Below are 15,117 nucleotides of genomic sequence, written 5' to 3'. Positions count from 1 at the left end.
GTCAGAGCCCGAAGATGTCGGCGAATTTGGCGCGGACCGCGTCATTGGTCTCGACCGCCGCTTCGACATTGTAGCCCAGCAGCTTCATGTCCTCGATGGCGGGGTAGCCCTCGGGGCCTGCGACGCCGGGCAGGATCGGCAGGTTGCCCTGCTCGGCCACCAGCTCCTGACCTTCGCGGCTGAGCAGGAAGTCGATGAAGATCTTGGCTTCATCCGGGTGCTGGGTGGTGGCCATGATCGCCGCCGGCTCGGTGATGAAGCTGACGCCGTCCTTGGGCGCGATATAGTCGACCGGCGAGCCGTCGGCCTTGGCGCGCAGCGTGTTGGCATCGACGATGATGGCGTATTTCGCCATGCCCGAGGCGACCGCCTTTGTGGCCGGACCGTTGCCGCCCTCAGGCACGATGTCGAGATCGTTCAGCCCTTCGTAGAAGCCCCAGCCGATGCCGTCGGCGTTGATCAGCGCGTGCAGGTGGTTCAGCGCGGCGCCGGAATAGAGCGGCGAGGGCACGGCGATCATGCCGCGATTGTCTTCGGTCAGCAGCTCGGCCCAGGTTTCGACCGGCTCGGCGATCTGGGTGTTATAGGCGATGCCGGTGGTGATTGCCTTGGTGCCGAAAAAGGTCATGTCGGGATCGTAGGTTTCCGGCGCGTACTCGGCCACGGGGGCCTCCGGGTAGGCCATCAGGTGGCCGCCGACCTTAAGCTCGCCGAGGTTGATCACATCGGCGACCAGAAGCACGTCGGGCTGCACCTGGCCGGCCTCGATCTCGGCGCGCATCACGTTCATCAGCGCCGAGGTGCCGTTGCGGGTCCATTCGACCTTGATGTCGGGATGCGCCGCTTCAAAGGCATCGACGGTCTGCTGCGCCTGCTCGGGCGCCTGGCTGGTGTAGAGGGTGAGGGTGGTTTCCGCATAGGCGGCGCTGGAGAGCAGGGCCGCGGCGAGCGTCATGGGGAGAAGCTTCATGGGATCCGTCCTTTGAGTATTTGAAGAAAGATGAAGGGTCAGGAGGTGGCGGCCGTGTCGGGGATGACCCAGCCGTCGCGCAGGGCGAGAGAGATCCGCTGCCCTTGCCCCAGCGAGGCGGGCGCGGCGATGTTGAGGGAGAGCGGCACGTCGCCCGCGGGGCCGGCCATGACCTCGGCGCGCAGATAGGCGCCGCGAAAGCTGGCGCGGGTGACATGGGCGGTGATGGCGTTGTCGGTGCCCTCGGGCACAAGGTCGAGATCGCCGGGGTGAATAGAGATGCGGGCGCGATGGCGCGGGCGCTCGTCAGGGGCGCAGCGCAGCCTCGCAGGATGCCCCAGCACGGAGGCGCGGGCGAGCCCGGCGCCGGTCGGGTGCAGGTGCTCGCCGTCGAGCACGCGGCCCTCGCCGATGAAGCCCGCGACCGCCTCGCTGGCGGGCTGGCGGAACAGCGCCTGCGGCGGGGCGAATTGCAGGATGCGGCCCCGGTCCATGACGGCGACGCGGTCGGCGAGCGCCAGCGCCTCGGCCTGATCGTGGGTGATGTAGAACATGGTAGCGCCCGAGCGGGCGTGGAAGCGGGCGAATTCCTCTTCCAGCGTGCCGCGCAGATGCACGTCGAGATTGGCCAGCGGCTCGTCGAGCAGCACCACGCGGCTTTCCATGGCGAGGCAGCGGGCGAGCGCCACGCGCTGGCGCTGGCCACCGGAAAGATCGGCGGGGCGGCGTTTGGCGAGCGGGCCCAGTTCGACGAGATCCAGCACATGGGCGACACGCCTGTCGCGGTCGGGTTTCGGCAGGCCGGCGATCTTCAGCCCGTAGGCGACGTTCTGCGCCACGCTCATATGCGGCCAGAGCGCGTAGTTCTGGAACACCACGCCGATGCCGCGTTTCTCGGGCGGCAGGTGACGGCCAGGGCCGGAGACGGTTTCGCCGCCGATGGCGATGCGGCCGCCGTCGAGCCGCTCAAACCCTGCGAGGCAGCGCAGCAGCGTGGTCTTGCCGCATCCCGAGGGGCCGAGCACCGCGACGAACTCGCCGTCGGCGATGGCGAGCGAGACCTGATGCAGCACCTGCGTCTGGCCGAACTGCTTGTCCAATGCGTCGATGGCGATGTCGCTCACGATCCGTCCCCTACACGATGGGCTGCACAGCTGTGCAGCGTTGCGGCGATGGATGCGGGCAGGGCGCAACAGCCGGGCGACGGATCGGTGATGATTTTATGACATCGCGAGAGGGGACGCGCGGGCAGCGGTTGGCGGATACCCGCCCCGGACCTGGTCCGGGGCCTCTGCGTGTGTGCGGTGAGGAGGCTTGGAGGCCCCGGATCACGTCGGGGGCGGGGGACACGAGAGAGCAGAGGGCGGCGCTTTATGTACGCCAGCTGGCGTTTCCCTGCGAAGCCCGCCCGTGCCAGGCGATATCTCTCCGGACGGCGGTGCCAAGCCGGCCGGAAACGAAAACGCCGGGCGTAAGGCCCGGCGTTTCGAAAAGCGATGAAAGGCGGCGGCGCTTAGCCGGCCTGACCTTCGGCGGCCGGTTTCGGCTGCGGGGCCGGGGCAGCGGCTGCGCCCTTGCCGCGCGTCGAGAGAGGATCGTCCTGGCGCTGCACCGAACCTTCGAAATGCGCGCCGCTCTCGATGGCGATGGTCTTGTGGATAATGTCGCCCTCGACGCGGGCGGTTGCGGTCAGGCGGACCTTGAGGCCGCGCACACGACCGACGATGCGGCCATTGATCACCACGTCATCGGCGACGACCTCGCCCTTGATGGTGGCGGTCTCGCCGATGGTCAGCAGATGGGCGCGGATGTCGCCCTCGACCGTGCCCTCGACCTGAATGTCGCCGGTGGTCTTGAGGTTGCCGGTGATGTGAAGATCGCTCGACAGCACCGATGCCGGGGGCTTTGCCTTGGGCGGGGTCGACGGCTTGAACTCGCCGCTCGGCTGACGCGGTGCTTCCGGCGCGGCCGGCTTCGGTGCTGTGTCCTCGGCCTTGGGGCCGGGCTCGTTGATCTTGCTTTTAGAAAACATCGTTTGCAGCCTTGATGTAGGTCATGGGGTTTACGGGCTCACCTCCGACGCGAACCTCGTAGTGAAGATGCGTTCCGGTCGACCGTCCGGTATTCCCCATATCACCAACACGGTCCCCGCGCGAGACCCTTTGACCCACCTTCACGCGGATTTTGGACATATGCGCATAGCGGGTCTCGATGCCGAACTCGTGCTGGATTTTCACCAGACGGCCATAACCTGACATCCAGTCCGCATGGGTGACGACACCGTCGGCGGTGGCATAGATCGGCGTGCCGTGCGGCGCGGCGAAATCGGTGCCCGCATGCAGGCGGCCCCAGCGGCGCCCGAAGCCGCTGGTGAAGCGGAACGGATCCTTGAGCGGCACCGCGAAGGGCGCCTTCTGCGCGGCGATGCGGTAGAGGTTCAGCTTGTCCATCTCGCCAAGGATGCGGTTGGCGCGCTCCATATCGGCGGAGGGCTCTTCGCCACGGGTCGAGAAGGTGATCGGCGTCAGCGGCCCGCCCTGTCCGGAATAGCCCTTGCGCACCTGGTCGATGATGCGGTCCGGGTCCATGCCGGCGGCGGAGAACATCTTGTCGAGCGGTTTGACCGAGACGGTCATCGCCTCCTCGAGCTGGCGGAAGATGCGGTCGTTCTTCTCTTCCATCAGGCGCAGCTCGGTGGCCATCTCGTCGGCGCGCACCAGCGCGTCCTGGGCATCGGCCACGACCTGGTCGCGCTCCTCGGCGGTGCGGGCCAGCGCCTCGGCCAGCAGATCGAGCGTGCTGTCGCTCTCGCCATTGCCGGCGCTCTGCACCGCGCCGCCTTCGATCTGGGTCTGTAGGCTGGCCAGACGCTCACCGATCGCCTCGCGCTCTTCCATGGTGGTGCGCAGGGTGGTCTGGATCACGTCGATGCCGGTTTCCAGCTCGCGGCGCTGGGTCTCGGAATCGAGCAGCTTGGACTGCATGGAGGAGACCTGCGCCAGCGCCGTGTTGAACCGTTCCTGCGCGGCCAGCGCCTCGGAGGCGCGCGCGTCGCGCTCGGCGGAGAGCTCGTTCAGCCGGCGCTGATAGGTGATCTGGTCGCGCTTGGCCTGTTCGCGGAAATTGCCGGCGCTGATGCTGTCCATGAGCAGGATCGCGGTGGCGATGATCGCCCAGGCGACCAGAAGGGCGCCGCCAAGAAAAGCCACCAGCTGCGTTTCCGAGCGCAGGCGGATGAAACGTGTGTCGGTATCCGATTTCAGAAACAGCCGACGTTCCGGAAAAAAGCGCTCCATGAGCGCATGGGTTCTGATCGCGAGACGCGTTCTCACCTGTCTGTCCTTTGTTCCCGTCCCAACAACGACGCTCGGTTCCCCAAAACACCCGGCGTCCTGTCAAAGGGCCTTACCCAGAGCCCGACATGATCGCAACATTTTTGGGCTTTGCCCCGGCGGCATGCCGCGAATCTCCGCCAAAATGGCGAAAAACCGCCGACGCCAATAGGTTCGGTGCGCCTATTTCCGCGTCATCGGGCGCCGCGCTCGTCCGCCAGCGGCCAGTAGAAATCCGGCGGCAATCCGGCTTCGGCGCGCTTTTCCTCGTTGAAGGGCGGTTTCAGCGCGCCATGGAAATAGGTCTGCACGAGATCGTGGAACACCTCCTTGGGGTCCAGATCGTGACGACCGCAGAGGAAGTGGAACCACTTGGAGCCATAGGCGACATGGCCGACCTCTTCGGCATAGATCGTCTCCAGCGCGGCGACGGCGTTGTCCACCCCGGCGCGGCGGAAGATCTCGATCATGCCCGGCGTCACGTCGAGCCCGCGCGCCTCCAGCACCATGGGCACCACGGCGAGCCGGCCCATGAGATCGTCCACCGTGTCCTCGGCGGCGCGCCACATGCCGGCATGGGCGGGCAGGGCGCCATAGAAGCTGTCGAGGCTTTCGAGACAGTCGCAGATGAGGTTGAAGTGCTTGGATTCCTCGTCGGCGGCCTTGACCCAGTCGTCGTAGAAGCCCGGCGGGAAAGGCACATCGGTGAAACGCGCGATGATGTCCCAGTGCAGATCCACCGCGTTCAGCTCGATATGCGCCACCGCGTGCAAAAGCGCGATGCGGCCCGCGGGCGAGCCGGGCTTGCGCTTGGGCACCTCGCGCGGGTCGAGCAGCTCGGGCCGGGCGGGGCGCGCCGGGCGCAGCGGCGGGCTCGCCTCGCCGAGCGGGATCGTCTCGCCGGCGGCGCGCGCGGCGAACCACGCCGCCGCGTGGGCATGGGATTTGGCGGTCTTCTCGCGCCCGTCGGCGGTGGTCAGCACATCCACCGCCATTTCGCTCAAGCTCATCATCGCCGCGTCGTCCCGTTCCTCTCCGCCGGGCCAATGTCCTTCGAAGGACATTGCAAATCTCTTGCAAGAGATTTGCGGCGCGGGCTCACAATGCCTTTGCCGCCTCCAGCACTTCTTCTGCGTGGCCGGGCACCTTCACCTTGCGCCATTCCCTTGCAATCGCGCCACTGGCGTCGATCAGGAAGGTGCTGCGCTCGATCCCCATGAAGGTCTTGCCATACATCTTCTTCTCCTTCCAGACGCCGAAGGCCTCGCAGACCTCCGAGCCCTCGTCGGAGAGCAGCGGCACGGTGAGTTCTTTCTTCGTCATGAATTTTTCATGGCTCGCGAGGCTATCCTTCGACAGGCCGAAGACCTTCACGCCCGCCGCCTCGAACTCGGGCAGCAGGGCAGAGAAATCCTGGTTCTCCTTCGTGCAGCCCGAGGTGTCGTCGCGCGGATAAAAGAACAGCACCACCGGGGCCGGGCGCAGGGCGGAGAGCGTCACCTCCTCTCCGTTGGTGGCGGGCAGGGTGAAATCGGGGGCGGTCTCGGCCATGGGGGCGCTCCATTCTTGCGTTTCTCAATTCCCTGGAGAGGGTGTAGAACGCCGGAGCGGCAAAGCAAACCGAGAGACACGACAGGCAGTGACATCCGAGAACGAAGACCCGGCGGCCACGCGGGCAGGGCGCAGAACGCGCCGCTGGCTGGCCGCCATATTGCTGCCGCTGACGCTCGTGGCGCTGCTGCTGGCCGGCGGGCTCTGGTATGCGCAGGGCCGGGCGATTGCCGCGCCGGACTGGCTGCGCGAGCGGATCGAGTCGCGGCTGGGCGCCATGGTGCCCGGGCTCGACATCCGTTTCGGCGACCTGCGGCTGCTGGTGCAGCCCGATGGGCTGGCGCGGTTTGTGCTGACGGATGTGGATATCCGTGCCGAGACCGGGGCGCAGGTGGCGACGCTCTCGGATGTGGAGATCGGCGTAACCCCCGGCAAGCTGCTCTTCGGCGAGGCGGAGCTGCGCGCCGCGCGGCTCTCCGGCGCGGTGCTGACCCTGCGCCGCAATGCCGAGGGCGAGCTGGGGCTGGCGCTCGGGGATGTGTTCGCCTCCGACACGCCAACGCCCGACATTCCCACGATCATCGCGCGGGTGGACGAGGCGATGTCGGATCCGCGCCTCGCCGGGCTGCGCGAGGTGCAGGCCGACGCGCTGACCATCCGCTACGAGGACGCCCGCGCCGGGCGCGGCTGGACCGCCGATGGCGGCCGGCTCAGCCTCACCCGCGAGGGCGGCGCGCTGCGGCTCGCCGGCGACATGGCGCTGCTCGGGCGCGGCGACGTGGCGGCGACGCTGGCGCTCAATGCCGAAAGCCCGATCGGCGAGACCAGCGGCAGTTTCGGCCTCAATCTCAGCGGGCTCGACGCGCAGGACATCGCCACGCAGAGCCCCGCGCTGGCCTGGCTCAACGCGCTGCGGGCGCCGATCTCCGGGGCGCTGCGCGGCTCCGTCAGTTCCGGCGGCCGGCTCGGTGCGCTCAGCGCCACGCTCCAGATCGGCGCCGGCGCGGTGCAGCCCAATCCGCGCACCCGGCCCATCCCCTTCGACCGCGCGCGCACCTATTTCTCCTACGACCCGGCCAGCGCCAGCCTGCGCTTCGACGAGATCTCGGTGACGAGCCGCCTCGGCACCATCGTCTCGGACGGGCGCGCGGTGCTGCGCGGGGCCGAGGGCGGCTGGCCGCGCGGCATGACCGGGCAGTTCCGCGTCACCCGGTTCGAGGCCGATCCCAGGGGCTTTCTCGACAGCCCGGTCCGGCTCAGCGGCGCCGAGCTCGACTGGCAGCTCGATTTCGATCCGTTCCGGCTCGATCTGGGCCGCTTCCGCAGCACCGACCCGGCGCTGCCGCTGCGGCTGTCCGGCACGCTGGCCGCCGAACGCGAGGGCTGGCGGCTGGCGCTCGACGGCAGGCTCGACGCCGTCGGCCATGAAGAGCTGCTCTCCTACTGGCCCGAGGCGCTGGCCGAGAAGCCGCGCAAATGGGTGGCGGACAATATCTATGCCGGCGGGCTGCGCGACACGGTCTTTGCGCTGCGCCTGGCGCCGGGCGGCGGCCTGGTGCCCTATCTGGACACAAGGCTCGAAGGGATCGAGCTGACCTATTCGCGCACGCTCCCGCGCGTCACCGATGCGGCGGGGCAGCTTACCATCTACGACAACCGGCTGGCGGTGACGATGGAGGCCGGGCAGGCCACCCCGCCCGAGGGCGGCGCCATCGACGGTGCCGGCACCCGGTTCGTCATCCCCGATCTGCGCGCCCGTCCGCTGATGGGTGAGCTGTCCTTGCGCGCCCGCGGGCCGCTGGTGGCGGCGCTCTCCTATCTCGACAGCCCGAAGCTTGAGCTGATGCGCAAGGCGGGCAAGCCGGTGCAGCTCGGCGAGGGGCGGGTTGCGGTCTCGGGCCGGATCGACGTGCCCTTGGTCCGGGGCGTGAAGCGCGAGGATATCCGGATCCGCGGCACCGGCACGCTGGAGGATGTGCGCAGCGAAGAGATCGTGCCGGGCAAGATCCTGAGCGCCACGCGGCTCGGCTTCGACCTGACCGACGATCAACTGGTGATCTCCGGCTCGGCGGATCTGTCGGGCGTGCCGTTCCGCGGCAGCTGGACCCAGCCGCTGACCCCGCCCGGGGCGGGCAGCCGGGTCGAGGGCGAGATCGTGCTCTCGGGGTCGGTGGCCGAGGCGCTGGGGCTGCGGCTGGCGCCGGGCGTGTTGTCGGGGCGGGGCACCGGCAAGGTGAGCATCGCGCTGGAGCCGGGTACGGCGCCGCGCTTTACCCTCACATCGTCGCTGGCGGGGCTGGGCATCTCGCTGCCGCAGATCGGCTGGCGGCTTTCGGAGGCGGGCACCGGCGCGCTGGATCTGGCGGGCAGCCTGGCGCAGCCGGTGCGCATCGACCGGCTGGCGCTGAGCGGCGCCGGGCTGGAGGCGCGCGGCTCGGTCACGCTGGGCAATGACGGCGGTTTGACGCGGCTCGACCTGCCGGAGCTCAAGGTCGGCAACTGGCTCGACAGCGCGGCGGTGCTGACCCCGCGCGGACGTGGCGCCGCGCTGGCGGTGGCGCTGAACGGCGGCTGGCTGGATCTGCGCCGCGCGCCCTTCGGCATGGGCGGCGGCGCGGGCGGCGCTGCCGGTGGCGGCGGCCCGCTGAGCATCGCGCTCGACCGGTTGCAGGTGAGCGATGCGATCTATCTGGCGGATTTCGAGGGGGATTTCTCTTCGGCGGGGGGCATCAACGGCGAGTTCCGCGCGCGGGTGGGCGACCGCGCCCCGGTCACCGGCGAGATCGTGCCGCAGCGCGGCGGCAGCGCCGTGCGCATTCGCAGCCGCGACGCGGGCGACGTGCTCGCCGGGGCGGGGGTGTTCCGCAATGTGCAGGACGGCACCTTCGATCTGACGCTGGTGCCGGTGCGCGGGCGGGCGGGCGAATACGATGGCACGCTGGCCATCGAGGGCGCGCGCTTGCAGGACGCGCCGGCGATCACCGGGCTGCTCGATGCGGTCTCTGTCGTCGGGCTGCTCGACGAGCTGAACGGCGCGGGGATCTTTTTCTCCGAGGTCGAGGCGCGGTTCCGGCTGACACCGTCGCAGGTGGTGCTTTCCCGGTCGAGCGCGGTGGGGCCGTCGATGGGCATCTCGATGGATGGCTATTACGATCTCGCCAGCCGCCGCATGGACATGCAGGGGGTGCTGTCGCCGGTCTATATCCTCAACGGCATCGGGCGGCTGTTCTCGCGCAAGGGCGAGGGGCTGATCGGCTTCAACTTCAATCTCGCGGGCTCGGTGGACGATCCGGCGGTCTCGGTGAACCCGCTTTCGGCCTTCACCCCGGGGATGTTCCGTGACATCTTCCGCCGCCCGCCTCCCAGCCTGAGCCAGTAGGGACATCATGAAACTCAGCGATTTCGATTTCGATCTGCCCGAGGCGCTGATCGCCACGCGGCCGGCGCAACCGCGCTCCTCTGCGCGGCTGCTGGTGGCGGAGGGCGAGCGGATCACCGATGCGGTGGTCTCGGATCTGGGCAACTGGCTGCGCCCCGGCGACCGGCTGGTGCTGAACGACACCAAGGTGATCCCGGCGCGGCTCTTCGGCACCCGCAGCCGGCAGAGCGCGCAGGGGCTGACGCGGGCGCAGATCGAGGTGACGCTGCTCGAACCGCGCGCCGGCGGGCTCTGGGCGGCGCTGGTCAAGCCGCTGAAGAAGCTGCGCGAAGGCGAGACGGTGGTGTTTTCCGACGCGCTCTCGGCGACGCTGGAGGCGCGCGAGGAGGGGCAGGGGCTGTTCCGCTTCAATCTTGCGGGTGAGGATTTCGACGCCGCGCTGGCCGAGGCCGGCGCCATGCCGCTGCCGCCCTATATTGCTGCCAAGCGCGCCGCCGATGCGCGCGACAAGCAGGATTACCAGACCGTCTGGGCAAAGCATTCCGGTGCGGTGGCGGCCCCCACCGCCTCGCTGCATTTCGACGCGCCGCTGTTGGCGGCGCTGCGCGAACGGGGCGTGGCGTTCACCCATGTGACGCTGCATGTGGGCGCGGGCACCTTCCTGCCGGTGAAGGTCGACGACGTGACCACCCACAAGATGCATGGCGAATGGGGCGAGGTCTCTGCCGCCGCCGCCGCCGAGATCGCGGCGACCAAGGCCGCCGGCGGGCGGGTGATCCCGGTCGGCACCACGGCGCTGCGGCTGATCGAGACGGCGGCGCGCGAGACCGGTGCCATCGTCCCCTGGACGGGGGTGACGGAGATCTTCATCTATCCCGGTTTCGAGTTCCGGGTGACCGATGCGCTGATGACCAATTTCCACCTTCCGAAATCGACGCTGATGATGCTGGTCTCGGCGCTGATGGGGCAGGAACGGATAAAGCGGATCTATGCCCATGCGGTGGCGGAGCGTTACCGGTTCTTCTCCTATGGGGATTCGTCGCTGCTGCTGCCGTGACGGTTGGGTGAGGGGCCTGTCCGCACGCAACGGCAGCCGCGCCATCGCCTTGTTCCGCGCAGACTGTGCTCGAATGTCCAAAGATAAAACGGCCGCCCATTGCCCGTGTGCAAGAGGGATCGTCAACCGGCCTTTACTGGATAGTTGCCTTTGTCCCGGACCAATGGCACGGGTGCGCCGAACCGACTCGCACTCACGCGAACCGGCACGACGAAGGAGGAGCCCCCGCATGCTCGAGGTTCTGAGACATTCCTGGGCGCTGCTTCTCGGCATGCTGCTTTTGATGCTGGGCAATGGCCTTCAGGGCTCGCTTTTGGGCGTGCGCGGCAGCGGCGCGGGGTTTTCCGCCTTCGAGATGTCTGTGGTCATGTCGGCCTATTTCGCCGGCTTCCTGCTTGCCTCCCGCCTGACGCCCGGCATGATTCGCCGCGTCGGCCATGTGCGGGTCTTCGCGGCGCTGGGTTCTTTCGTCTCGGCGGTGCTGATCCTCTACCCGGCTTTCCCGCATCCCATCGCCTGGACGATCGAGCGGATGATCATCGGCTTTTGCTATTGCGGCGTTTACGTCACCGCCGAGAGCTGGCTCAACAACGCCTCCTCGAACGAGTCGCGGGGCCAGACGCTCTCGGCCTACATGATCGTGCAGATGCTGGGGATCATCGCCGCGCAGGCGATGCTGCTGGTGCCAGACCCTTCGGGCTTCCTGCTCTTCGTGATCCCCTCGGTGCTGGTCTCGGTGGCCTTCGCGCCGATTCTGCTCTCGGTCTCGCCGACCCCGGCCTTCGACACCACCAAGCGGATGAGCCTGCGCGAGCTTTACGCCGCCTCGCCGCTGGGGGTCGTCGGTATGATCCTGCTCGGTGGCGTTTTCGCCGCGCAGTTCGGCATGGCGGCGGTGTTCGCCGCCGAGGCGGGGCTGCGGCTGACGCAGATCTCGATGTTCGTCGCGGCCTTTTATGTCGGCGCGCTGGTCACGCAATACCCGCTGGGCTGGCTCTCCGACCGGATGGACCGTCGCCAGCTCGTCGCCGGCGTGGCGCTGATGGGCGGGCTCGCCGCCTGTCTGGCGGCGGTGATGCCCGACCGGTTCTATGTGCTGCTCGGCGCGGCCTTCCTGATCGGGGGCGCGGCCAATCCGCTCTATTCGCTGCTCATTGCCTATACCAACGACTTTCTCGACCTCGAAAACATGGCCGCCGCCTCGGCGGGGCTGCTCTTTGTGAACGGGGTTGGTGCCATCGCCGGCCCCATCGTCACCGGCTGGGCGATCGAGACCTTCGGGCCGGGCGGCTATTTCGCGCTGATCGCGGTGCTGCTGCTCAGCCTCACCGGCTACGCGGGCTGGCGGATGACTCGGCGCCCGGCGCCCTCGGTGGACGAGACCAGCGCCTATACCGCGATGAGTCCCACCGTCACCCCGGTGGCCATGGAGGCCGCCCAGGAGGTGGTGATCGAGGCCATCGAGGCGGCAGAAGCCGAGGCAGAGGCCGAATCGGAGGCACGCCGACAGGGAGCGGTCGGATAATCGCCGCTGGCGGAATGTCGTAATTGACAGAATTTTTTACTTTTGTTCGTCTCGGGGGGGATTGTAACCTTCCTGTGACGCACGCGGAGTGGGACCGGTGAGAGGAGCATGAGGCCATGAAAGGGCCCGAAGACATTCTGGCGTTCTGGCTCGACGAGGTCGGGCGGGACAAATGGTACGCGGTGGATGAGGCGCTCGACGCCCGCATCCGCGAGCAATTCATGGAGACCTGGGAGGCGGCGATGGAGGGCCGTTTCGGCCTGTGGCTGACCTATCCCAGCGGCGCTCTGGCCTATATCATCCTGATGGACCAGTTTCCGCGCAACATGTTCCGCGGCGACGGCAGGGCCTTTGGCTCGGACGAGATCGCGCTGGCCGCGGCCAAGCAGGCGATCTGGCGCGGCTGGGATCTCAAGATCGACGAGCCGGCACGGCAGTTCTTCTACCTGCCGCTGATGCATTCGGAAAACCTTTGCGATCAGGACCGCTGCATCCGGCTGGTCAAGGAGCGCATGCCCGAGACCGGCGCGCCCAACCTGCTGCATGCCCGCGCCCATCGCGAGGTGATCCGCGATTTCGGCCGCTTCCCGACGCGCAACGCCGCGCTGGAGCGGGCCTCCACCGCCGCCGAACGCGCCTATGTGGATGCCGGCGGCTATGGCGCGACCCTGCGCAAATTGCAGGCGGAGGCGGCCTGATCCCGTCCAAGATGCTGATCTCTTTGACAAAGGCCCGCGCGGAGACATTCGCGCGGGCCTTTTCACGCCGAAGCGCTAGGTCGGGAGGGGAGGGAAACCTGCCTCCGGAACCTGCTTGCCGTTGAACCGTTCCGGAAAATGGTTTAATGCCAAACTAATTTAACTCGACGGAGAGAGCCATGGCTTCGCAAAGCTTCGACATGATCGTGATCGGCGCCGGACCCGGCGGCTATGTGGCCGCGATCCGCGGCGCCCAGCTCGGGCTGAAAGTGGCCTGTGTGGAGCGCGAACACATGGGCGGGATCTGCCTCAACTGGGGCTGCATCCCCACCAAGGCGCTGCTGCGCAGCTCCGAGATCTTCCATTACATGCACCGCGCCAAGGAATACGGGCTGACGGCGGAGAAGATCGGCTTCGATCTCGACGCGGTGGTCAAGCGCTCGCGCGGGGTGGCCAAGCAGCTCAATTCCGGCGTCACGCATCTTCTGAAGAAGAACAAGGTGACGGCGATCATGGGCGAGGCGAAACTCACCGGCAAGGGCAAGGTGTCGGTGAAAACCGACAAGGGCACCGAGGAGCTGACCGCCAAATCCATCGTGCTGGCCACTGGCGCCCGCGCCCGCGAACTGCCGGGGCTGGAGGCGGATGGCGATCTGGTCTGGACCTACAAGGCCGCGCTGGCGCCCAAGCGCATGCCCAAGAAGCTGCTGGTGATCGGCTCCGGCGCTATCGGCATCGAATTCGCCAGCTTCTACCACACGCTCGGTGCCGACACGACCGTGGTCGAGGTGATGGACCGCATCCTGCCGGTGGAAGACGAGGAGATCTCGAAATTCGCCAAGAAGCAGTTCGAGAAGCAGGGCATGAAGATCCGCGAAAAGGCCATGGTGAAAAAGCTCGACCGCGGCCAGGGCAAGGTGACCGCGCATATCGAGCAGGGCGGCAAGACCACCACCGAAGAGTTCGACACGGTGATCTCCGCCGTGGGCATCGTCGGTAATACCGAAGGCCTGGGGCTCGAAGAGCAGGGCATCAAGGTCGACCGCACCCATGTGGTCACCGACAAATATTGCCGCACCGGCGTCGAGGGGGTCTATGCCATCGGCGATCTCGCCGGCGCGCCCTGGCTGGCGCACAAGGCGAGCCATGAGGGCGTGATGGTGGCCGAGCTGATCGCGGGCGGGCATCCGCATGCGGTCGATCCCGACAGCATCGCCGGCTGCACCTATTGCCACCCGCAGGTGGCCAGCGTCGGCCTTACCGAGGCGCAGGCGAAGGAGAAAGGCTATGACATCAAGGTCGGCCGCTTCCCCTTCATCGGCAACGGCAAGGCCATCGCTCTGGGCGAGCCGGAGGGCATGGTGAAAACCGTGTTCGACGCCAAGACCGGGGCGCTGCTTGGCGCGCATATGGTGGGCGCCGAGGTGACCGAACTCATTCAGGGCTACGTGGTGGGCCGTCAGCTCGAGACCACCGAGGAAGACCTGATGAACACCGTCTTCCCGCACCCGACCCTGTCAGAGATGATGCATGAAAGCGTGCTCGACGCCTGGGGCCGGGCGATCCACTACTGAGCGTTGACACGGGCGCCAAGATTTTTCGTACGAAAAATCTTGGCGGGGCCGCCGGTCGGGGCTCAGGCCTTGCCGAAAAACGCCGCGACGCGCGGTTGCAGCCAGGCCCAGAGCGCCGGGGCGCCGCGCGCGACCTTGGTGCCGACGCGTTTCTCGAAAAGATCCTGGGTGACGTTGTACTCGGTCCAGCTGCCGCCGCCATTCAGCAGGTTCAGATTGGGTGGCTGGAATCGGTCGAGCGATTTCGCAAACCGCGCATCCGGGGTCTCGTTCGCCTCGAACTCCTCCCAGAGCTTTAGCAGCTCGGCGCCCTGTGCCTGCGGCAAAAGGCCGAAGAGCCGCTCTGCCGCGGCGCGTTCGTCGGCGGCCTGCGCCGCGGCGTCGGTCTTGCCGTAAATCGGCGCATCGCCGGCGTCGATCTCCACCAGATCGTGGATCAGCAGCATCCGGATCACCCGGTGAATATCCACCGGCTCCGGCGCGTGCTCCTCCAGCACCAGCGCAAAGAGCGCCAGATGCCAGCTGTGTTCGGCGGAGTTCTCGCGGCGCCCGTCGTGATTGCGGGTGGCGCGGGTGATTGCCTTCAGCCGGTCGGCCTCCATCAGAAAGGCCATCTGCGCATCGAGCCGCGCGCTCATGCCTGATCACCCCCGGCGCCATCGGCCTGCACCTGTTTCAGCCGTTCGACCAGAAAGGCGCGCGCCCTGCGTTCCGCCATACGCACGCGCACCGCGGTCAGATAGGCCTCTTCCAGCGTGGTCGAGGAGGCGCCGATCACCTTGGCGACCTCCATGAAAAACCGGTCGTCGCCGGTGGCGTCCATCACCTTGAAGGTGTCTTCGGCCAGTTTCTCGGCCAGCTCCTGCGTCAGCGACATGGTTCCCTCGCGCACATTTTCGGTCCTGACCCCTCATAGCGGAATGGGCGGGCTGGAGGAAAGCATGCGGCGTAGGGTTTTGTCCCGCCGGGACTCGTTTGCGGAACTGTGCTATCTGTGGTTGCGTCGTCCGGTTTGACACCCGTATGGCAGA

At 67.5% G+C, this 15,117-nt stretch carries 13 protein-coding genes; 5 read left to right on the top strand and 8 right to left on the bottom strand.

Annotated elements, in window-relative coordinates:
* Window position 1: 1 nt before the first annotated feature.
* The 6 genes from Ga0080574_RS05305 to Ga0080574_RS05280 form a co-directional block, all read right to left on the bottom strand.
* Window positions 2-970, bottom strand: coding sequence for an ABC transporter substrate-binding protein (locus Ga0080574_RS05305; RefSeq protein ID WP_076695811.1), 969 nt, complete (start codon window positions 968-970; stop codon window positions 2-4).
* Between the two features lie 38 nt (window positions 971-1,008).
* Complete coding sequence (locus Ga0080574_RS05300) at window positions 1,009-2,094, bottom strand: ABC transporter ATP-binding protein (protein ID WP_076695810.1); 1,086 nt, start codon at window positions 2,092-2,094, stop codon at window positions 1,009-1,011.
* Window positions 2,095-2,483: 389 nt separating this feature from the next.
* Window positions 2,484-3,002 (bottom strand): bactofilin family protein, encoded by a 519-nt coding sequence (locus Ga0080574_RS05295; protein WP_076695809.1) that lies wholly within the window; start codon window positions 3,000-3,002, stop codon window positions 2,484-2,486.
* Window positions 2,992-4,302 (bottom strand): M23 family metallopeptidase, encoded by a 1,311-nt coding sequence (locus tag Ga0080574_RS05290; protein WP_076695808.1) that lies wholly within the window; start codon window positions 4,300-4,302, stop codon window positions 2,992-2,994. Before Ga0080574_RS05290 ends, Ga0080574_RS05295 begins: the two co-directional genes overlap by 11 nt.
* 194 nt (window positions 4,303-4,496) lie before the next feature.
* Complete coding sequence (locus Ga0080574_RS05285) at window positions 4,497-5,315, bottom strand: ferritin-like domain-containing protein (RefSeq protein WP_076705699.1); 819 nt, start codon at window positions 5,313-5,315, stop codon at window positions 4,497-4,499.
* Between the two features lie 85 nt (window positions 5,316-5,400).
* On the bottom strand, window positions 5,401-5,853 hold the full coding sequence (locus Ga0080574_RS05280; RefSeq protein WP_076695801.1) for a peroxiredoxin: 453 nt from the start codon (window positions 5,851-5,853) through the stop codon (window positions 5,401-5,403).
* A gap of 88 nt (window positions 5,854-5,941) precedes the next feature.
* Between Ga0080574_RS05280 and Ga0080574_RS05275 the strand changes: the two genes are divergently transcribed.
* The 5 genes from Ga0080574_RS05275 (at window position 5,942) to lpdA (ending at window position 14,086) form a co-directional block, all read left to right on the top strand.
* Window positions 5,942-9,232 carry a YhdP family protein gene (locus Ga0080574_RS05275; RefSeq protein WP_076695799.1) on the top strand — a complete coding sequence of 1,097 codons (3,291 nt, stop codon included), beginning with the start codon at window positions 5,942-5,944 and terminating at the stop codon, window positions 9,230-9,232.
* A 7-nt stretch (window positions 9,233-9,239) separates the two neighbouring features.
* A complete protein-coding gene (gene queA / locus Ga0080574_RS05270) occupies window positions 9,240-10,289 on the top strand; it encodes a tRNA preQ1(34) S-adenosylmethionine ribosyltransferase-isomerase QueA (RefSeq protein ID WP_076695797.1) in 1,050 nt (349 codons plus the stop codon).
* A gap of 229 nt (window positions 10,290-10,518) precedes the next feature.
* Complete coding sequence (locus Ga0080574_RS05265; protein ID WP_076695795.1) at window positions 10,519-11,814, top strand: MFS transporter; 1,296 nt, start codon at window positions 10,519-10,521, stop codon at window positions 11,812-11,814.
* A 116-nt stretch (window positions 11,815-11,930) separates the two neighbouring features.
* Window positions 11,931-12,512, top strand: a complete 582-nt coding sequence (locus Ga0080574_RS05260; protein WP_076695793.1) for a DUF924 family protein — start codon at window positions 11,931-11,933, stop codon at window positions 12,510-12,512.
* 179 nt (window positions 12,513-12,691) lie between these two features.
* A complete protein-coding gene (gene lpdA, locus Ga0080574_RS05255; protein ID WP_076695791.1) occupies window positions 12,692-14,086 on the top strand; it encodes a dihydrolipoyl dehydrogenase in 1,395 nt (464 codons plus the stop codon).
* A 62-nt stretch (window positions 14,087-14,148) separates the two neighbouring features.
* Here lpdA and Ga0080574_RS05250 read toward each other — a convergent pair whose 3' ends face one another.
* Together Ga0080574_RS05250 and Ga0080574_RS05245 are read right to left on the bottom strand one after the other, a co-directional pair.
* Window positions 14,149-14,724, bottom strand: coding sequence for an HD domain-containing protein (locus tag Ga0080574_RS05250; RefSeq protein WP_076695789.1), 576 nt, complete (start codon window positions 14,722-14,724; stop codon window positions 14,149-14,151).
* Window positions 14,721-14,963, bottom strand: coding sequence for a hypothetical protein (locus tag Ga0080574_RS05245; protein ID WP_076695787.1), 243 nt, complete (start codon window positions 14,961-14,963; stop codon window positions 14,721-14,723). The genes Ga0080574_RS05250 and Ga0080574_RS05245 overlap by 4 nt, the downstream gene beginning before the upstream one ends.
* Window positions 14,964-15,117 lie beyond the last annotated feature (154 nt).

Origin of the sequence: Salipiger abyssi, assembly GCF_001975705.1 — a bacterium.
In the GTDB taxonomy this organism is placed as follows: Bacteria; Pseudomonadota; Alphaproteobacteria; order Rhodobacterales; family Rhodobacteraceae; genus Salipiger; species Salipiger abyssi.
This window is presented reverse-complemented; position numbering and strand designations above follow the sequence as displayed.